At 70.7% G+C, this 15,647-nt stretch carries 17 protein-coding genes and 2 tRNA genes; 12 read left to right on the top strand and 7 right to left on the bottom strand.

The features are described 5' to 3' along the window. Window positions 1-84 precede the first annotated feature (84 nt). The 5 genes from INTCA_RS11855 to INTCA_RS11835 all read left to right on the top strand — a co-directional run bounded on the left by INTCA_RS11855 (window position 85) and on the right by INTCA_RS11835 (window position 3,743). Window positions 85-867, top strand: a complete 783-nt coding sequence (locus tag INTCA_RS11855) for a fumarylacetoacetate hydrolase family protein (protein WP_013493161.1) — start codon at window positions 85-87, stop codon at window positions 865-867. Between the two features lie 22 nt (window positions 868-889). Then, window positions 890-2,518 carry a glutamate--tRNA ligase gene (gltX, locus tag INTCA_RS11850; RefSeq protein WP_013493160.1) on the top strand — a complete coding sequence of 543 codons (1,629 nt, stop codon included), beginning with the start codon at window positions 890-892 and terminating at the stop codon, window positions 2,516-2,518. Between the two features lie 70 nt (window positions 2,519-2,588). Next, a complete protein-coding gene (locus INTCA_RS11845) occupies window positions 2,589-3,437 on the top strand; it encodes an HAD family hydrolase (protein WP_013493159.1) in 849 nt (282 codons plus the stop codon). 60 nt (window positions 3,438-3,497) lie between these two features. After that, window positions 3,498-3,569 (top strand) — tRNA-Gln (locus tag INTCA_RS11840). Window positions 3,570-3,667: 98 nt separating this feature from the next. Next, window positions 3,668-3,743: transfer RNA gene (locus INTCA_RS11835), tRNA-Glu, on the top strand. A gap of 79 nt (window positions 3,744-3,822) precedes the next feature. Here the strand turns inward: INTCA_RS11835 and fgd are convergent. Both fgd and INTCA_RS20125 read right to left on the bottom strand, forming a co-directional pair. Further along, window positions 3,823-4,827: a glucose-6-phosphate dehydrogenase (coenzyme-F420) gene (gene fgd, locus INTCA_RS11830; protein ID WP_013493158.1), complete on the bottom strand. Its 1,005-nt coding sequence runs from the start codon at window positions 4,825-4,827 to the stop codon at window positions 3,823-3,825. A 122-nt stretch (window positions 4,828-4,949) separates the two neighbouring features. Beyond that, a complete protein-coding gene (locus INTCA_RS20125) occupies window positions 4,950-5,567 on the bottom strand; it encodes a L,D-transpeptidase family protein (RefSeq protein ID WP_267896178.1) in 618 nt (205 codons plus the stop codon). 106 nt (window positions 5,568-5,673) lie between these two features. Here INTCA_RS20125 and INTCA_RS20120 point away from each other — a divergent pair, with 106 nt between their 5' ends. Next, on the top strand, window positions 5,674-5,958 hold the full coding sequence (locus INTCA_RS20120; protein ID WP_013493156.1) for a hypothetical protein: 285 nt from the start codon (window positions 5,674-5,676) through the stop codon (window positions 5,956-5,958). 167 nt (window positions 5,959-6,125) lie between these two features. Here INTCA_RS20120 and INTCA_RS11820 read toward each other — a convergent pair whose 3' ends face one another. Next, window positions 6,126-6,878 (bottom strand): IclR family transcriptional regulator, encoded by a 753-nt coding sequence (locus INTCA_RS11820; protein ID WP_013493155.1) that lies wholly within the window; start codon window positions 6,876-6,878, stop codon window positions 6,126-6,128. 135 nt (window positions 6,879-7,013) lie between these two features. Between INTCA_RS11820 and leuC the strand changes: the two genes are divergently transcribed. From leuC to INTCA_RS11805, 3 genes are all read left to right on the top strand, one after another. Continuing rightward, on the top strand, window positions 7,014-8,435 hold the full coding sequence (gene leuC / locus INTCA_RS11815; protein ID WP_013493154.1) for a 3-isopropylmalate dehydratase large subunit: 1,422 nt from the start codon (window positions 7,014-7,016) through the stop codon (window positions 8,433-8,435). A gap of 3 nt (window positions 8,436-8,438) precedes the next feature. Then, entirely contained in the window at window positions 8,439-9,044 is a 606-nt protein-coding gene (gene leuD, locus INTCA_RS11810) for a 3-isopropylmalate dehydratase small subunit (protein WP_013493153.1), read from the top strand. A gap of 264 nt (window positions 9,045-9,308) precedes the next feature. Next, the gene (locus tag INTCA_RS11805; RefSeq protein ID WP_013493152.1) at window positions 9,309-9,995 is read left to right on the top strand and encodes an HU family DNA-binding protein; all 687 of its coding nucleotides are present in this window, start codon (window positions 9,309-9,311) and stop codon (window positions 9,993-9,995) included. 69 nt (window positions 9,996-10,064) lie between these two features. Here INTCA_RS11805 and INTCA_RS20000 read toward each other — a convergent pair whose 3' ends face one another. Together INTCA_RS20000 and cofC are read right to left on the bottom strand one after the other, a co-directional pair. Continuing rightward, window positions 10,065-10,244: a cold-shock protein gene (locus INTCA_RS20000; protein ID WP_174411514.1), complete on the bottom strand. Its 180-nt coding sequence runs from the start codon at window positions 10,242-10,244 to the stop codon at window positions 10,065-10,067. Between the two features lie 7 nt (window positions 10,245-10,251). Continuing rightward, a complete protein-coding gene (gene cofC, locus INTCA_RS11795) occupies window positions 10,252-10,950 on the bottom strand; it encodes a 2-phospho-L-lactate guanylyltransferase (protein ID WP_013493150.1) in 699 nt (232 codons plus the stop codon). A 115-nt stretch (window positions 10,951-11,065) separates the two neighbouring features. Here cofC and INTCA_RS11790 point away from each other — a divergent pair, with 115 nt between their 5' ends. Continuing rightward, a complete protein-coding gene (locus tag INTCA_RS11790) occupies window positions 11,066-11,863 on the top strand; it encodes a lysophospholipid acyltransferase family protein (protein ID WP_013493149.1) in 798 nt (265 codons plus the stop codon). Beyond that, a complete protein-coding gene (locus INTCA_RS11785) occupies window positions 11,860-12,858 on the top strand; it encodes an NAD(P)H-dependent glycerol-3-phosphate dehydrogenase (RefSeq protein ID WP_013493148.1) in 999 nt (332 codons plus the stop codon). Before INTCA_RS11790 ends, INTCA_RS11785 begins: the two co-directional genes overlap by 4 nt. 75 nt (window positions 12,859-12,933) lie before the next feature. On the opposite strand, the gene INTCA_RS11780 is transcribed toward INTCA_RS11785, so the two are convergent. Next, complete coding sequence (locus INTCA_RS11780) at window positions 12,934-14,013, bottom strand: trans-sulfuration enzyme family protein (protein WP_013493147.1); 1,080 nt, start codon at window positions 14,011-14,013, stop codon at window positions 12,934-12,936. Between the two features lie 49 nt (window positions 14,014-14,062). On the opposite strand from INTCA_RS11780, the gene INTCA_RS11775 reads away from it, so the two are divergent. Next, a complete protein-coding gene (locus INTCA_RS11775) occupies window positions 14,063-15,247 on the top strand; it encodes a D-alanine--D-alanine ligase family protein (RefSeq protein ID WP_013493146.1) in 1,185 nt (394 codons plus the stop codon). Between the two features lie 24 nt (window positions 15,248-15,271). Here INTCA_RS11775 and INTCA_RS11770 read toward each other — a convergent pair whose 3' ends face one another. Beyond that, on the bottom strand, window positions 15,272-15,622 hold the full coding sequence (locus INTCA_RS11770; protein ID WP_244859822.1) for a DUF3515 family protein: 351 nt from the start codon (window positions 15,620-15,622) through the stop codon (window positions 15,272-15,274). Window positions 15,623-15,647 lie beyond the last annotated feature (25 nt).

The following is a 15,647-nucleotide window of genomic DNA, read 5'->3' as shown; positions in this document are numbered from 1 at the left end:
TGGACCCTACGAGCACGCTGAGAACGACGCCGCCGCGCTGGGGTTACGGCCGGGACGCGACCACGCGGGCCGTAGGCTGGCCACGTGCGCATCGCGAGGTTCACGACCGGGGACGACCCGGCATACGGCATCGTCCAGGGCGACCCCGGCGCGGAGGTGATCACGCCTCTCACCGGCGACCCGCTCTACGTCGGCCTGCAGCCCTCCGGCGCGGGCCCGGTCCTGCTCGAGGAAGTCCGACTCCTCGCGCCCGTGATCCCGCGCTCGAAGATCGTGGCCGTCGGCAAGAACTACGCCGACCACGTCCGCGAGATGGGTGGCACGACGCCGCCGGAGCACCCGATGCTCTTCTTCAAGCCCAACACTGCCGTCGTCGGACCGTTCGACCCGGTGGTTCTGCCGCAGGGCAGCGACGAGGTCTCCTACGAGGGTGAGCTCGCTGTCGTCATCAAGACGATCACCAAGGGCGTCAAGGCCGAGAACGCCGCCGAGTGCATCTACGGCTACACGATCGCCAACGACGTCACCGCGCGCGACTGGCAGCGCACCGACGGGCAGTGGGCGCGGGCCAAGGGCTTCGACACGAGCTGCCCGCTCGGGCCGTGGATCGAGACCGAGCTCGACCCCAGCGACCTGCACATCGTCACGACCCTCGACGGGGAGGTGAAGCAGGACGGCACGACGGCCGACATGGTCCACGGGGTGGCGAGCATCATCGAGTACGCCTCCAACGCGTTCACCCTCCTGCCCGGTGACGTCATCCTCACCGGCACTCCCGCCGGGGTCGGGTTGGTCCAGCCGGGCCAGCAGGTGACCATCGACGTCGAGGGGATCGGCTCGCTGACCAACACCTTCGTGCGCCGCTGAGCCGCACTAGGCTGGTCGCACCATGAGCGACACGAACCACACACCAGGCCGTATGCCGCTGGGCTCGGTCCCCGAGACCACCCTCCTCGACGAGCAGGTCGAGCTCCAGAACGCGCCGCAGCCGCGGGTGAGCACGTCGGACGGGAGCGGCCCGGTCCGCACCCGGGTGGCGCCGTCGCCGACCGGGGACCCGCACGTGGGCACGGCCTACATGTCGCTCTTCAACCTCGCCTTCACGCGGCAGCAGGGCGGCCAGTTCGTGCTCCGGGTCGAGGACACCGACCGGGCCCGGTTCCGTGAGGACAGCGAGGCGCAGCTCTACGACACCCTGGCCTGGCTCGGGCTGGACTGGGACGAGGGCCCGGACCTCGGTGGCCCGTTCGCTCCGTACCGCCAGTCGGAGCGGCTGGACACCTACCGGCCCTACGTCGAGCGAATGCTCGAGGCGGGGCACGCCTACTACTGCTGGTGCTCCAAGGAGCGCCTCGACCAGATGCGCGACCGGCAGCAGAAGACCAAGCAGCCGACCGGCTACGACCGGCTCTGCCACGGCCGGACGCGCGAGGAGCGCGCCGGGCTGCCCGGCTTCACCGACACCCCGGTCGTGCGCATGTTCGTCCCCGACGACGCCCCCCTCGTCTTCGACGACGTCATCCGCGGTCGGGTGTCGGCTCCTCGACCGGACGACCAGGTGATCCTCAAGGCCGACGGGTTCCCGACCTACCACCTCGCCGTCGTCGTCGACGACCACGAGATGGCGATCACGCACGTGGTGCGCGGCGAGGAGTGGATCAGCTCCACGCCCAAGCACATCCTGCTCTACCAGTGGCTCGGGCTCGAGCCGCCGAAGTTCGCGCACATGCCGCTGCTGCGCAACACCGACAAGTCGAAGATCTCCAAGCGCAAGAACCCTGCGGCGCGGCTCACCTGGTTCCGCGAGCAGGGCTTCCTGCCCGAGGCGCTCGTCAACTTCCTGGCCCTGCTGGCCTACCCGCCGCAGCAGGACGCCGAGGGCAACGACCTCGAGGTCTTCACCTTCGAGGAGTTCACCCGGACCTTCGACTGGGCCAAGGTCAACCCGATCGGCCCGATCTTCGACCTCAAGAAGCTCGAGTGGCTCAACGGCGTCTACATCCGCCAGCTCGACGTCGGCGAGTTCGCCACGCGCCTGCTGCCCTACCTCCACGAGGCCGGCATCCTCGGCGAGAACCCTTCCCTGGGTGAGCTCAGCCGACTCAAGCTGGTCGCCGCCCAGATCCAGGAGCGGATGTCCCTGCTGACGGAGGCGCCTGCGCTGGTCGCCCCGTTCTTCGTCGCCGACGACCAGCTCGAGATCCAGGACGATGCCCGGGCGCAGCTCACCAGCGACGCGGCCGCGGTCCTCGACGAAGCCATCCGCGTGCTCGGCGACATCGACGACCACGGGGGTGGGGTGCTCGGCACCGGCGGCGGCTGGGTGGCACCCACGATCGAGGCAGCGCTGCGCGCGGCCATCGTCGACGGGCTCGGCATCAAGCCGCGCTTCGCCTTCGGCCCGCTGCGCACCGCGGTCTCAGGCGCGCGCATCTCCCCGCCCCTCTTCGAGTCGATGGAGATCCTCGGCAAGACCTCGACCCTGAGTCGCCTGCGCACGCTTCGTGACTCGCTCTGAGGCTGCGCGGAACAGGTTTCGTGGTCCGGCGAGGTGACGGTGAGCTGCTCGAACGGGCTGGGGGACGCGCATGACTGAGCGGGCGCTCGAGCGCGCGCTCAGCGGCATACGGGCCCTCGTTCTGGACGTCGACGACACAATGCTCGACACGCGCGCCGCGATGACGGAGGCGGGCACCCACGCCGCCCGCGCGCTGTGGCCCGACCGGGCCGGCGCGCACCGGCACATGGCGCAGCGGTACTACGCGGACCCGGGGCGCTGGTTCCACCGTTACGCAGCCGGGGAGATCACGATCGACCGGATGCGCCTCGAGCGGCTCGGTGACGTCGCCCGCAGCTTCGAGGTCGAGCTGCCCGAGGACGCCCTCGAGCGCTACCTCGCCGCCTACATGCCCGCCTTCCGGCGCGCCCAACGGCTCTTCGACGACGTGCCGGGCCTGCTGGCCGCCAGCGACGCCGCGGGCATCGAGGTCGCCCTGCTCACCAACTCGACGACCGCCGACACGTCGCTCAAGCTGGAGGCGCTGGGGCTCGCGGCGCGCTTCGCCGAGCGTGTCGTCACCACCGACACGCTCGGCTTCGGCAAGCCGGACCCTCGGGTCTACCACGAGGTGTGTCGGCTCGCCGGCGCCGATCCTGCGATGAGCGTCTGCGTCGGTGACAGCCTCGAGTGGGACGTGCTGGGAGCGATCCGGGCGGGTCTGCGGGGGATCTGGCTCGACCGTCCCGACACGGCCCCGGCCGTCGACTCCGCGTCCGCGGGTGCGTCACCCCGGGGGCCGGCCTCCACGCCCACGGTGGCGCGGGTCAGGTCGCTCGCCGAGATCACGGGGGTCCTCGCGGTCCCGGCGGTCACTGCGGTCACTGCGGTCCCTGGAGACCCGGGGAGCCGATTTGGGGCCGCAGCAGGGGACCGGTAGTATTCCCTCTCGGTTCACCTCGCAGAAGGCCCTCGGGCGCGCTCCGGGAGTGATACCCCTTGGGGTATGGTGTAATTGGCAACACAGCTGATTCTGGTTCAGTCGTTCTAGGTTCGAGTCCTGGTACCCCAGCTTGGTCATTCGGCCCCTCGAGGGCCGGGGGCCGATTCGGAGAAATCACGCCGGCACGGTAAGGTTCTCCGAGTGCCGAGTCGCTCGGCGCAGCGCGTGGCCCCGTTGTGTAGCGGCCTAGCACGCCGCCCTCTCAAGGCGGTAGCGCGGGTTCGAATCCCGTCGGGGCTACCACGTGACAAGGCCCGGATCCCGAGGATCCGGGCCTTGTTCCTTTTCGTCCCGCCGACCCGCAGCCCAGTTGGCGTCCGCGTCAGAGACCGCGCAGGCCCGGTAGGACGTCTGCGCTGAACTGGTCGAGGAAGCGCGCCTGGTCGTCCCCGGGCGCGTGCACCACGAGGTGGTTGAAGCCGAGGTCGACGTACTGCCGGATCTGCTCGACCGCCTCGCCCGGGTCACTCGTGACGATCCAGCGCTTGGCGACCTGCTCGTCGGAGAGCTCGTCGGCGAGCCGCTCCATCTCCACAGGGTCGTGGACCCCGTGCTTCTGCTCGGCGGTGAGTGACAGTGGCGCCCAGAAGCGGACGTTGTGCAGCGCGGCGCCGGGGTCGCGGTCGTAGGAGAGCTTGATCTCGATCATCCGGTCGATGTCGTCGCGGGTCCGGCTCGACCTGCTCAGGCCCTCGTCCACGGCAGGCAGCAGCTGGTCGGCATAGAGCTCGCGGCCCTTGCCCGACGTGCAGATGAACCCGTCGCCGGACCGGCCCGCGTAGCGCGCGACCAGCGGCCCCCCTGCCGCGACGTAGACGGGGATCGGCTCGGCGGGGCGGTCGTAGATCGTCGCGTCGTGCGTCCGGTAGTAGTCGCCCTCGAAGGTGACGCGTTCCTCGGTCCAGAGTCGACGCATCAGGGTGACCGCCTCACGCAGGCGGGCGAAGCGCTCCTTGAACTCCGGCCACGGCGATCCGGCGGCTCCGACCGCGACCTCGTTGAGCGCCTCACCGGTGCCGATACCGAGGATGATGCGGCCGGGGTTGAGTGCACCCAAGGTGCCGAAGGCCTGGGCCACGACGGCCGGGTTGTACCGGAACGTCGGCGTCATGACCGACGTGCCCAGGGTGACGCGCTCGGTCCGCTCTCCGGCGGCGGCGAGCCAGGACATCGCGAACGGCGCGTGGCCCGCACGGTGGCGCCAGGGCTGGAAGTGGTCCGAGATGAAGACCGAGTCGAATCCGAGCTGCTCAGCTCGGACCGTGTGGTCGACGAGTTCCCGGGGGCCGAACTGCTCCGCCGAAGCCTTCCAACCAACCTTGAGCATCGGACCTCCTCGCCTCGGGACCCCGGGGCGTCCAGGGTCGCCCTCAGACTACGACGAGCCCGACCGCGCTCCGGAACTCCCGGGCGGTCGGGCTGTCGCGAGGGGTCCCGAGCGAGCACGGCTCACCAGTGGACGACGACCTTGGTCCCGACCGGCGCGGTGTTGTAGAGCTGCTTGAGCAGGGTCATGTTCCGGACGTTGACGCAGCCGTGCGACGAGCCGTTGTAGCCGTTGGCCGCGAAGTCGGCCGAGTAGTGGATCGCCTGGCCGCCGCTGAAGAACATCGAGTAGGGCATCGCGCTGCCATAGAGGTTCGAGATGACGTCGACCTTCTTCCAGGTGATGGAGAAGACGCCCTCGCGGGTCGGCTCCGCCTCGCTGCCGAAGCGCACGTCCATCGAGTACTGCGCCGTGCCGTCGATGACCCACGTGAGCGAACGGGTCGTCTTGCTGATGCAGATGACGCGACCGGTGAGGCAGCGCGGGTCAGCGTCCCACTTGGCGGTGCCCGGGCTCGTGGCCGGTGGCTGAGGCGTGACGTTGTTCAGCTCGTCCTGGGTCGGCGGCCTGGTCATGGAGAGCAGTCGGTCGTAGGTGCGCTGGTCGGCGACCCCCGTCACCGGGAAACCGCGCTTGCGCTGGAACCCGCTGATGGCCGTGGTGGTCCGAGTGCCGTAGAAGCTGGTGACCTCACCGGAGAACCAGCCGATCTGCTTGAGGCGCGCCTGCATCGCCCGCACCCTGGGCCCGGAGTCGCCGGGACGGAGGACGACGACCACCGGTTCGGCCGACGGCCTGCTCGTTGGCGCGGTGGTGGGCTTGGTCGATGGCTTGGAGGTTGGCCTGGTGGCGGGCGTGGACGTCGGCCTGGTGGTGGGCGTGGTGGGCGTGGTGGGCGTGGTGGGCGTGGAGGGCGCGGTCGGCGTCGAGGTCGTGGTGCTCGAGGGGCTGGGGGTCGTGGTGGAGCTGGTGCCCGCCGTCGGTGCGGCCGGGGTCACCGGCCCGCAGGCGCTGGCAGTCATGGTCAGCGCGGCGAGCGCGATGACGGTGAGGGTGTGGCGGGCGGTCCCCCTGGGTGGTGCGTACTGCATGGTCTCCCCAATCCGTGCAACGAGTTGTCACACAGCCTGACGCCATGACTTCGACAAAGGTTGTCCTCAGTGAAGGACACGGCAGCCATCGTGACCGTTCCGTTGCCGGAACACTCCTCCACTGTGACAGGTGGGCGGGTCCACGGCGGGTCCACGGCGGGTCACTGTGGGGGAGGAGACGCGGATGACGCCTGACCGGCGCCCGGCTCAGACGTTCTGCTGCTGCTGTTGCTGCTGCTGCATCGCGTGGTGGCGTCGGAGGACCTCGGTCAGCTTGTTGGCGCCGGCCACCACGGTGGCGGCGTGCAGGCGACCGGGCTGGCGGGAGAGCCGTTCGATCGGTCCGGAGATCGAGACGGCCGCGACGACGCGCCCCGACGGGCCGCGTACCGGGGCCGACACCGAGGCGACGCCGGGCTCACGCTCGGCAACGCTCTGCGCCCAGCCGCGACGTCGCACGCCGGACAGTGCCGTCGCGGTGAACGCCGCACCCTGCAGTCCTCGGTGCAGACGGTCCGGCTCCTCCCACGCGAGCAGCACCTGTGCCGCTGAGCCGGCCAGCATGGACAACGTCGCGCCCACGGGGATCGAGTCTCGGAGTCCCACGGGCCGCTCCGCCGCAGCGACGCAGATGCGCATGTCGCCCTGGCGCCGGAACAGCTGAGCGCTCTCGTTGGTGTGGTCGCGCAGCGCCCCGAGCACTGGTCCTGCGGCCGCGAGGAGACGGTCCTCGCCGGCAGCCGAGGCGAGCTCGCCGAGTCGCGGACCGAGGACGAAACGGCCCTGCATGTCGCGGGACACGAGACGGTGGTGCTCGAGGGCGACCGCCAGTCGATGCGCCGTCGGGCGAGCGAGGCCGGTCGCGCCGACGAGCTGGGCGAGCGTGGCCGGACCGGCCTCGAGGGCGCCGAGCACCGTGGCAGCCTTGTCGAGTACGCCGACTCCACTAGAGTTGTCCATGCACTGATATTGACGTCTCAGGCACTGAGACGTCAATCCATTGCCGCGAATTTGGGGTCAGGCTGGTCCGCAGATGGACGTCGCGGTGGACGGCTGACCGCGCGCTCCTGTCCGAATCGTGCGTGAAGGAGAGCAATGTCCGGGACGTTGGCGGAGAAGGTCTGGGAGGCGCACGTCGTGCGCCGCGCGGAGGGCGAGCCTGACCTGCTCTACATCGATCTGCACCTGCTGCACGAGGTGACCAGCCCTCAGGCGTTCGACGGCCTGCGGCTGGCCGGGCGCCCCGTCCGACGGCCCGACCTCACCCTGGCCACGGAGGACCACAACGTCCCGACCACTCCGGGGCCCATCACCGACCCGGTCTCGAAGATCCAGGTCGACACGCTTCGGCGCAACTGCGAGGAGTTCGGCGTCCGGCTCTACCCCATGGGGGACCTGGAGCAGGGCATCGTCCACGTCGTCGGGCCACAGCTCGGACTGACCCAGCCCGGCATGACCGTGGTCTGCGGGGACAGCCACACCTCGACCCATGGCGCCTTCGGGGCACTGGCGTTCGGCATCGGGACGTCCGAGGTCGAGCACGTGCTCGCCACTCAGACGCTGCCTCTCAAGCCCTTCCGGACCCTGGCCGTCAACGTCAACGGGCACCTGGCCGACGGGGTGACGGCGAAGGACATCGTCCTGGCCGTCATCGCCAAGATCGGGACGGGTGGAGGGCAGGGCTACGTCATCGAGTATCGCGGCGAGGCCATTCGCGCCCTGTCGATGGAAGCCAGGATGACGGTCTGCAACATGTCGATCGAGGCCGGGGCACGCGCCGGCATGATCGCCCCCGACGAGACGACGTTCGCCTACCTCAAGGGTCGCCCGCATGCCCCGACCGGCGCCGACTGGGACGCCGCGGTCGCCGATTGGTCCGCGCTGCGCACCGACGCCGATGCGGTCTTCGATGCCGAGGTCGACCTCGACGCCTCCGAGCTGACCCCCTTCGTCACCTGGGGCACCAACCCCGGCCAGGGTCTGCCCCTCGGGGCGTCGGTGCCCGACCCCGAGTCCTTTGCCGACGAGTCGGACCGGGTCGCGGCTGAGAACGCCCTCGCCTACATGGGCCTCGAGCCGGGGACCCCCCTGCGTGACATCCGGGTCGACACGGTCTTCGTCGGTTCCTGCACGAACGGCCGGATCGAGGACCTGAGGGCCGCCGCGGCCGTCGTCAAGGGCCACCAGGTGGCCGACGGTGTCCGGATGCTCGTGGTCCCCGGGTCCGCCCGGGTTCGCCTCCAGGCGGAGGCCGAGGGGCTCGACACGGTGTTCACCGAGGCCGGAGCCGAGTGGCGGCTGCCCGGCTGCTCGATGTGTCTCGGCATGAACCCCGACACCCTCGCGCCGGGGGAGCGCAGCGCGTCGACCTCCAACCGCAACTTCGAGGGCCGCCAGGGCAAGGGCGGTCGCACCCACCTCGTCAGCCCCCTCGTCGCGGCAGCGACCGCGATCCGGGGCACCCTGTCCAGCCCCTCCGACCTCTCGGTCGAGCCGCGCGTCACCCAGGAGGCCTGAGTCATGGAGAAGTTCGAGACGCACACGGGCATCGGTGTGCCGCTGCGCCGGAGCAACGTCGACACGGACCAGATCATCCCCGCCGAGTACCTCAAGCGCGTGTCCAGGACCGGTTTCGAGGACGGGCTCTTCGCGGCATGGCGCAAGGACCCCTCCTTCGTCCTCAACAACCCTGTGTACGAGCACGGGTCCGTGCTGGTGGCCGGACCCGACTTCGGCACCGGCTCGAGCCGGGAGCATGCGGTGTGGGCGCTGATGAACTACGGGTTCCGCACGGTCATCAGCTCCCGGTTCGCCGACATCTTCCGTGGCAACAGCGGCAAGCAGGGTCTCCTCACAGCCATGGTGGCTCAGGACGATGTCGAGCTGATCTGGAAGTACCTGGACAACAACCCGGGCGCGGAGATCACCGTGGACCTGGTGTCGAGGACGGTGACGGCGGGCGAGATCGTGGCCCCGTTCGACATCGACGACTACACGAGGTGGCGCCTGCTCGAGGGGCTCGACGACATCGGTCTCACCTTGCGCCACGAGGACGCGGTCACCCGCTACGAGGAGTCCCGCCCCTCGCACAAGCCGGTGACGACCCCGCTGCAGCCAGCTTCCTGACCCCGGAACCGGCGGCTGTTCGCACCCTCGCCTGAGCCGGATCGCCCTGCGCGCCAAGCAGGTTCAGGTCGAGCTGCTCCGACCTCCAGTGGCCCTGCGGACCGCGGTGTCGCTGCGGAAGGCATCCAAACTCGTTGCGACACAACGGAAGAACAGGCCCTAGGTGGTGGACCTCGCCCCATCTTGAGCCTACCGTCGTGGTTAACCGGACTCGATCCGGACGCACGTCGGTTGCGGACACCGACAGTCCTCTGGAGGGAAGACGTGAACAAGGCAGAGCTGATCGGAGCCCTTGAGGCGAGGCTTGGCAGCCGCAGGGTTGCCTCCGACGCCCTCGAGGCTGTTCTCGACATCGTCATTCGTGAGGTGGCCAAGGGCGGCAAGGTGGGCATCACGGGCTTCGGCACGTTCGAGCGGGCGAACCGCGCGGCGCGAACGGGTCGCAACCCCAAGACCGGTGACACGGTCAAGATCAAGAAGACGCGCATCCCGAAGTTCCGGGCCGGCACCAACTTCAAGGACATCGTCTCGGGCCAGAAGAAGCTGGCCAAGACGGGGTCCGCGGCGACCCGAGCCTCGGCGGGCACGGCGTCGGCTGCGGTGGCAGCCGCAGCGGGGGCCGCAGCGAAGAAGACGACCGCCAAGAAGGCCGTTCCGGCCAAGGCCGCGACGAAGAAGGCGACCCCGGCCAAGGCCACGGCCAAGAAGGCGACCCCGGCCAGGGCCGCGACGAAGAAGGCCACCCCGGCCAAGGCCGCGACCCGTTCGACGGCCACGCCGACGACGGCCAGGAAGACAACCAGCCGGTCCACGGCTGCGAAGTCCGCACCGGCCAAGAAGGCCGTCACCGCCAAGAAGGCGACCCCGGCCAAGACCACAGCCAAGACCACGGCCAAGACCACGGCCAAGACCGCCACCAAGCGCACCGCAACGCGCAAGACCACCGGCTGAGCCGGCGCCCGCACTCCCGTCGAGGGGTCCGACCGAGGTGGTCGGGCCCCCGACTGGTGGTCGGACCCGTCACATGGTGCCGTTGGGTGGCTCGATGCCGACGATCCGCAGCCCGATGACCCGGTCGTCGAGGAGATCGACGGTCAGGCGCTGACCGACCCGGACGAGTCGCAGACCACCCCGTTCCACGGCACTGCCGTCGAAGGGCAGCAGCACACCGTCGTCCCGGATCAAGCTGCCAGTCTGCATGATGGGATCAAAGGCGTGGACCGTGGCCTGCATGTGCCCATCCAAGCAGATCGAGGCCGCGCACGGCGGCTGTGGTGGCAGATCCGACGCCGAGCCGGAGCGCCCGCGCCAGCGAGGCGACGTCGTCCACGTCGGTGCGCAGCCGCGGAAGGTCCAGTCCGAGACGGGTCGCACCCGCTTCCTCGTGCAGGTCGGCGCTCCCCGGTCCGAAGTGAGGACGGAACCGACCGCCCACAGCTGCCCGCATGACCGTACCCTCGCCTCCGGCATCCGGCACGAACGACTGCTCGTGCATCTCGGCCGCCGCCAACGCCTGCTGGAGGTCTGGGGGAGTGAGGGCCGGCAGGTCGCCGAGCAGCGCCGCGACCGGGCTTCCAGCCGTCACGGCTGCGAGGCCCAGGCTGATCGCGGCATTGAGTCCGAGTCCGGGATCGGGGACGACAGCGACCCCCTGAGCCGACCACTCCTCCGCCGCCGACCCGTCCGACGTGACGAGGACGACGCAGCGCGCTCCGACCGTGCGGCACGCGGCCGCCAGGGTGTCCTTGGCCAGGGCACGGCTGATCTCCTCGTGGTCGGCACCGAGTCCGATGCGGTCGAGGTCCCGGGCCAGCCTCGACTTGCCCACGGAAGGCGCCTTGACCGGGACGACGAGATGCCACTCCGGCTGTCGGGGGGGAGGGGTGGTGCGGCCCGGGTCGCTCATGCTGAGCAGAATTCTCTCACCGCCGGGCCGGCTGCTCGACACTGCGCCGAGAGGTGGACAAGATGAAGGCTCACGGCGGCTCCGTCCGGAGCGCCCCGACGAGAGGTGGCGACGAGTGAGAGGTGCGCGTCCCACGCGGCTGCCCTTGGCGTACCGGCTCGTCGCCTTCCTGGTGCGGCCGATGCTCATGGCCCTGACGAAGCGCGACTGGCGCGGCGTCGAGCACCTCCCGATGAGCGGCGGGTTCGTCGTCTCCGCGAACCACATCTCCTACGTCGACCCGCTGATCTTCGCCCACTACATGTTCGACAACCGGCGTGAGGCGTACTTCCTGGCCAAGGAGAGCCTGTTCGCGATCCCGTTCGTCGGCTGGGTGATCCGCCGGGCCGGCCAGATCCCCGTCTACCGCAACTCGCTCGCGGCCGCCCAGGCGTACCGCGCCGCGGTGGACGCGGTGCGTCAGGGCAAGGCGGTCGCGATCTTCCCGGAGGGGACCATCACGCGTGATCCCGACCTGTGGCCGATGCGGGGCAAGACTGGCGCGGCACGGGTGGCGCTGGAGACGCGGTGCCCACTCATCCCGGTGGCCCAGTGGGGGCCTGAGGAGATCCTCTCGCCCTATGGCCACCGGCTGCGGCTCTTCCCCCGCAAGACGATGCACCTGCGGGCCGGCCCGCCGGTGGACCTCTCGGACCTCTACGACCAGCCGATCGACACACGGACGCTTCGCGAGGCGACCGATCGCCTCATGGACCGCATCACGGTCCTGCTGGAGGAGATCCGCGGGGAGCAGCACACCCACGAGCGGTTCGACCCACGCCGGCACGGCGTTCCCGAGATCGGCGACCCCATGAAGCACCACGAGATCGGGCGCTCGAAGCCCGGCTCACCGACCGAGGGTGGGACCGCGTGACCAAGGTGGCCGTGATGAGCGCAGGGAGCTGGGGCACCGCCTTCGCCTCGCTCCTCGCCGAGGCAGGCAGCACCGTGACGATGTGGGCGCGCCGTCAGGAGGTCGTCGACCAGATCAACGGCGGCCGGAACCGCGACTACCTGCCGGACCTCGACCTACCGGACACCGTCCGTGCGACCGCCGACCCTGCGGCAGCCTGCGCGGGCGCCGAGATCGTCGTGCTCGCCGTTCCCTCACAGACGCTCCGGGCCAACCTCGCCGAGTGGGGCGACGCGATCCCCGCCGAGGCAGACGTGGTCTCGCTGATGAAGGGGGTCGAGCTGGGCACCAGCCTCAGGATGAGCGAGGTGATCGGACAGGTCGCCGGGGTGGAGCAGGAGCGGATCGTCGTCGTGTCCGGACCCAACCTGGCCAAGGAGATCGCGCTGCGCCAACCGGCCGCGAGCACGGTCGCGTGCGTCGACCTCGCTGCCGCAGAGCGCGTCGCCGCCGCGTGCGCCTCGAGGGTGTTCCGGCCGTACACCACCCATGACGTCGTCGGGACCGAGATCTGCGGCGCGACGAAGAACGTCGTCGGGCTCGCCGTCGGCATGGCGGAGGGCATGGGCTTCGGCGACAACACGAAGGCGACGATCATCACCCGCGGACTGGCCGAGACGACCCGGCTCGGCCTGGCCCTGGGGGCCGAGCCGCAGACGTTCCTCGGCCTCGCAGGTGTCGGCGACCTCATCGCGACGTGTATGTCCCCGCTGTCGCGCAACCACTCGTTCGGGGTGATGCTCGGGCGGGGGCTCACGGTCGCGGAGGCGACGGCCGAGATGAAGCAGACCACTGAGGGCGTCAAGTCGTGCGAGTCGATCCTCAGCCTCGCCCAGCACCACGGCGTCGACATGCCGATCGTCGAGCAGGTGGTCGGCGTCGTCCGCGACGGTCAGGCGGTGACCTCGGTCGGACCGCGCCTCATGGCACGCGACCTGAAGTCGGAGCACCACTAGTCAGCCGTATGCCGCTGAGCCGGCTCCCGAGGGCACGCGCCCTCCCAGCCCAGCCCAGCGGCATACGACAGCGTGTCAGAGCGCGGCGCCCAGCGCCCGGTCCAGGTCGGCCCAGAGGTCCTCGACGTGCTCGATGCCCACGGAGAGGCGCACGAGGTTCGCCGGCACCGTCGCTGCCTCGGACGGGTGGCGCCGCCGACGCTCGAGCTGGGACTCGACCCCACCCAGGCTCGTCGAGTGCACCCAGACGCGAGTCGCCGCGCAGACCCGTTCGGCGGCTTCGGCGCCGCCGACGACGTCGATGGAGAGCATCGCCCCCGACCCCGGGAAGCGGACCCGCTCCACGGCGGGATGGCCGTGCAGTCGGCGGGCGAGCTCGGCCGCGTTGGCGCTGGCTCGCTCCAGCCGCAGCGCGAGCGTGCGCAGGCCGCGAAGCCCGAGGTAGACCTCCATCGGACCGGCGATGGCCCCACCGAGCGTGCGGGCCCGGTGGAGACGCTCACCGAGGCCGCGCCCCCGCTCGTCGTCCGCGGTCACCGTGACGCCGAGCAGGACGTCGCTGTGCCCTGCGAGGTACTTGGTGGCCGAGTGGACGACGACGTCGGCGCCGAGCCGCAGCGGCTGGCAGCCGAGCGGGGTCGGGAGCGTGTTGTCGACGACGCTGACGACGCCCCGGGCGCGCGCCGCACCGAGGACCGTCGTCAGGTCGATGACCTCCATCAGCGGGTTCGTGGGGGACTCGAGCCAGACGAGTGCTGCTCCGTCGAGGGCGGCGACGAAGCCGGCCGTGTCGGTGGCCGGCAGGCGCCGCACCCTCCCGCCCGCCTCCTCGAAGGCGCGGAGGAGGTCACCGGTCCCGTTGTACGTGGTGTCGGGCACCACGACGGTCCCGCCTGCGGGCACGACGGAGAGCGCCGCCGAGATGGCCCCCATCCCGGAGGCGTGGACCAGGGCCCGGCCACCCTCGAGACGACCGACCGCCTCCTCGAAGGCATGCCAGGTCGGGTTGCCGACGCGGGCGTAGTTGACCGGCCCGTCGGCGACGAACGTCGACGAGAGGACGACGGGCGGGTTGACGGCGGCGCCGGGTTCGGCGGCCGGGCGGCCCGCCGAGACGAGGATGGTGTCGACGTGCAGCTCCGGGGTCTCGCTCACCGCGACAGCCTACGGGCGGGCACCTCACGCCCGTATAGAGTCTCGTCTGATGACCAGCGACCAGCAGCCCGTGCAGCCCCGCGACCCGGACTCGGCACACCCCGCAGCCGCCTCCGACGGGCACCAGAACCACCGTCCTCGCGTCGCGATCATCTTCGGTGGCCGCTCGTCCGAGCACGCCGTCTCCTGTGCGACGGCTGCAGGCGTGATGCGGGCGATCGACCGCGACAAGTACGACATCGTGCCGATCGGGGTGTCCCGCGACGGCCAGTGGGTCCTCGTGGCGGACGACCCGGCCCGGTTCGAGCTGACCGCCGGCCGCACCCCCGAGGTCCTCCCCGACCGCGCGCACGTCGTCCTGCCGCTGTCGACCCGCGACACGGCCCTGACGGTGCTCGAGGCCGGACAGCCTCCCCGGGAGCTCGGCGACGTCGACGTCGTGCTCCCGTTGCTCCACGGCCCGTTCGGCGAGGACGGCACCCTCCAGGGCTTCCTCGAGCTCTCCGACATTCGCTACGTCGGATCCGGGGTCTTCGCCTCCGCGGCCGGGATGGACAAGCACTACATGAAGGTCGTGTTCGCCGGGCACGGGCTGCCTGTCGGCCCCTACGCCGTCATCACGGACCGGGCGTGGCGAGCGGACCGCGCTGCAGCGCTGGACTCCTGCGCCGCCCTCGACTTCCCGGTCTTCGTCAAGCCGGCCCGGGCCGGGTCGTCGATGGGGATCAGCAAGGTCGACGACCCGGGGCTCCTCGAGGCCGCCATCGAGCGGGCCCGGGAGCATGACCCCAAGGTCATCGTCGAGGCCGGCATCACGGGCCGCGAGATCGAGTGCGCCGTCCTCGAGGGGCACGGCACGCAAGGCCCACGCACCTCGCAGGTGGGCGAGGTCGCGGTCCACGACAACCATGCCTTCTACGACTTCGAGGCGAAGTATCTCGCCGAGGCCGACGTGGACCTCTCGTGCCCGGCGGACGTGCCGGCGCACGTCTCCGACGAGGTTCGGCGGCTCTCTGCGGCGGCCTTCGAGGCACTCGGATGTGAGGGGCTGGCTCGGGTCGACTGCTTCTACGCCGAGGACGGCCGGGTGCTGATCAACGAGATCAACACCATGCCCGGGTTCACCCCCCACTCGATGTACCCCCGCATGTGGGCCGCCTCCGGCCTTCCCTACACGGCGCTCATCGACGAGCTCATCTCGCTTGCGCTCGTGCGGCGCACCGGGCTGCGCTGAGCCGGGGCGACCGGCCGGTGGGGCTCAGGTGCAGCGTCGGCCCGTCTCCGGCAGCGATCGCGCGGCAGGTCCGAAGGCCGGGAGCAGCAGAGGGACCGGGCCGTGCGCGTTCGGGACCAGGACCTCGAGGGCCGGCTCCCGGCCGTAGGTGACGGCCGCGGTGCCGTCGGACAGTTCCCGGACGACCCAGTCCACGCCGTCGATCACGACGCACGAGTCCGCCGTCGGGGCGGGGGCCCGGAGTCCGCAGCGGGCGATGATGGCGGGCTCCCCCCACGCGGCGACCGACGGGTCGGCGGGGCTCGTGTCGACGGAGCCGAGCGTGCTGACGTCGGCCGGCCAGCTGATCGAGGTGCAGGTGGGGTCGTCCGACAACGGGGCGAGGGCGACCTCTGGGGGA

The organism is Intrasporangium calvum DSM 43043 (genome assembly GCF_000184685.1).
GTDB classification, from domain to species: domain Bacteria; phylum Actinomycetota; class Actinomycetes; order Actinomycetales; family Dermatophilaceae; genus Intrasporangium; species Intrasporangium calvum.
This window is presented reverse-complemented; position numbering and strand designations above follow the sequence as displayed.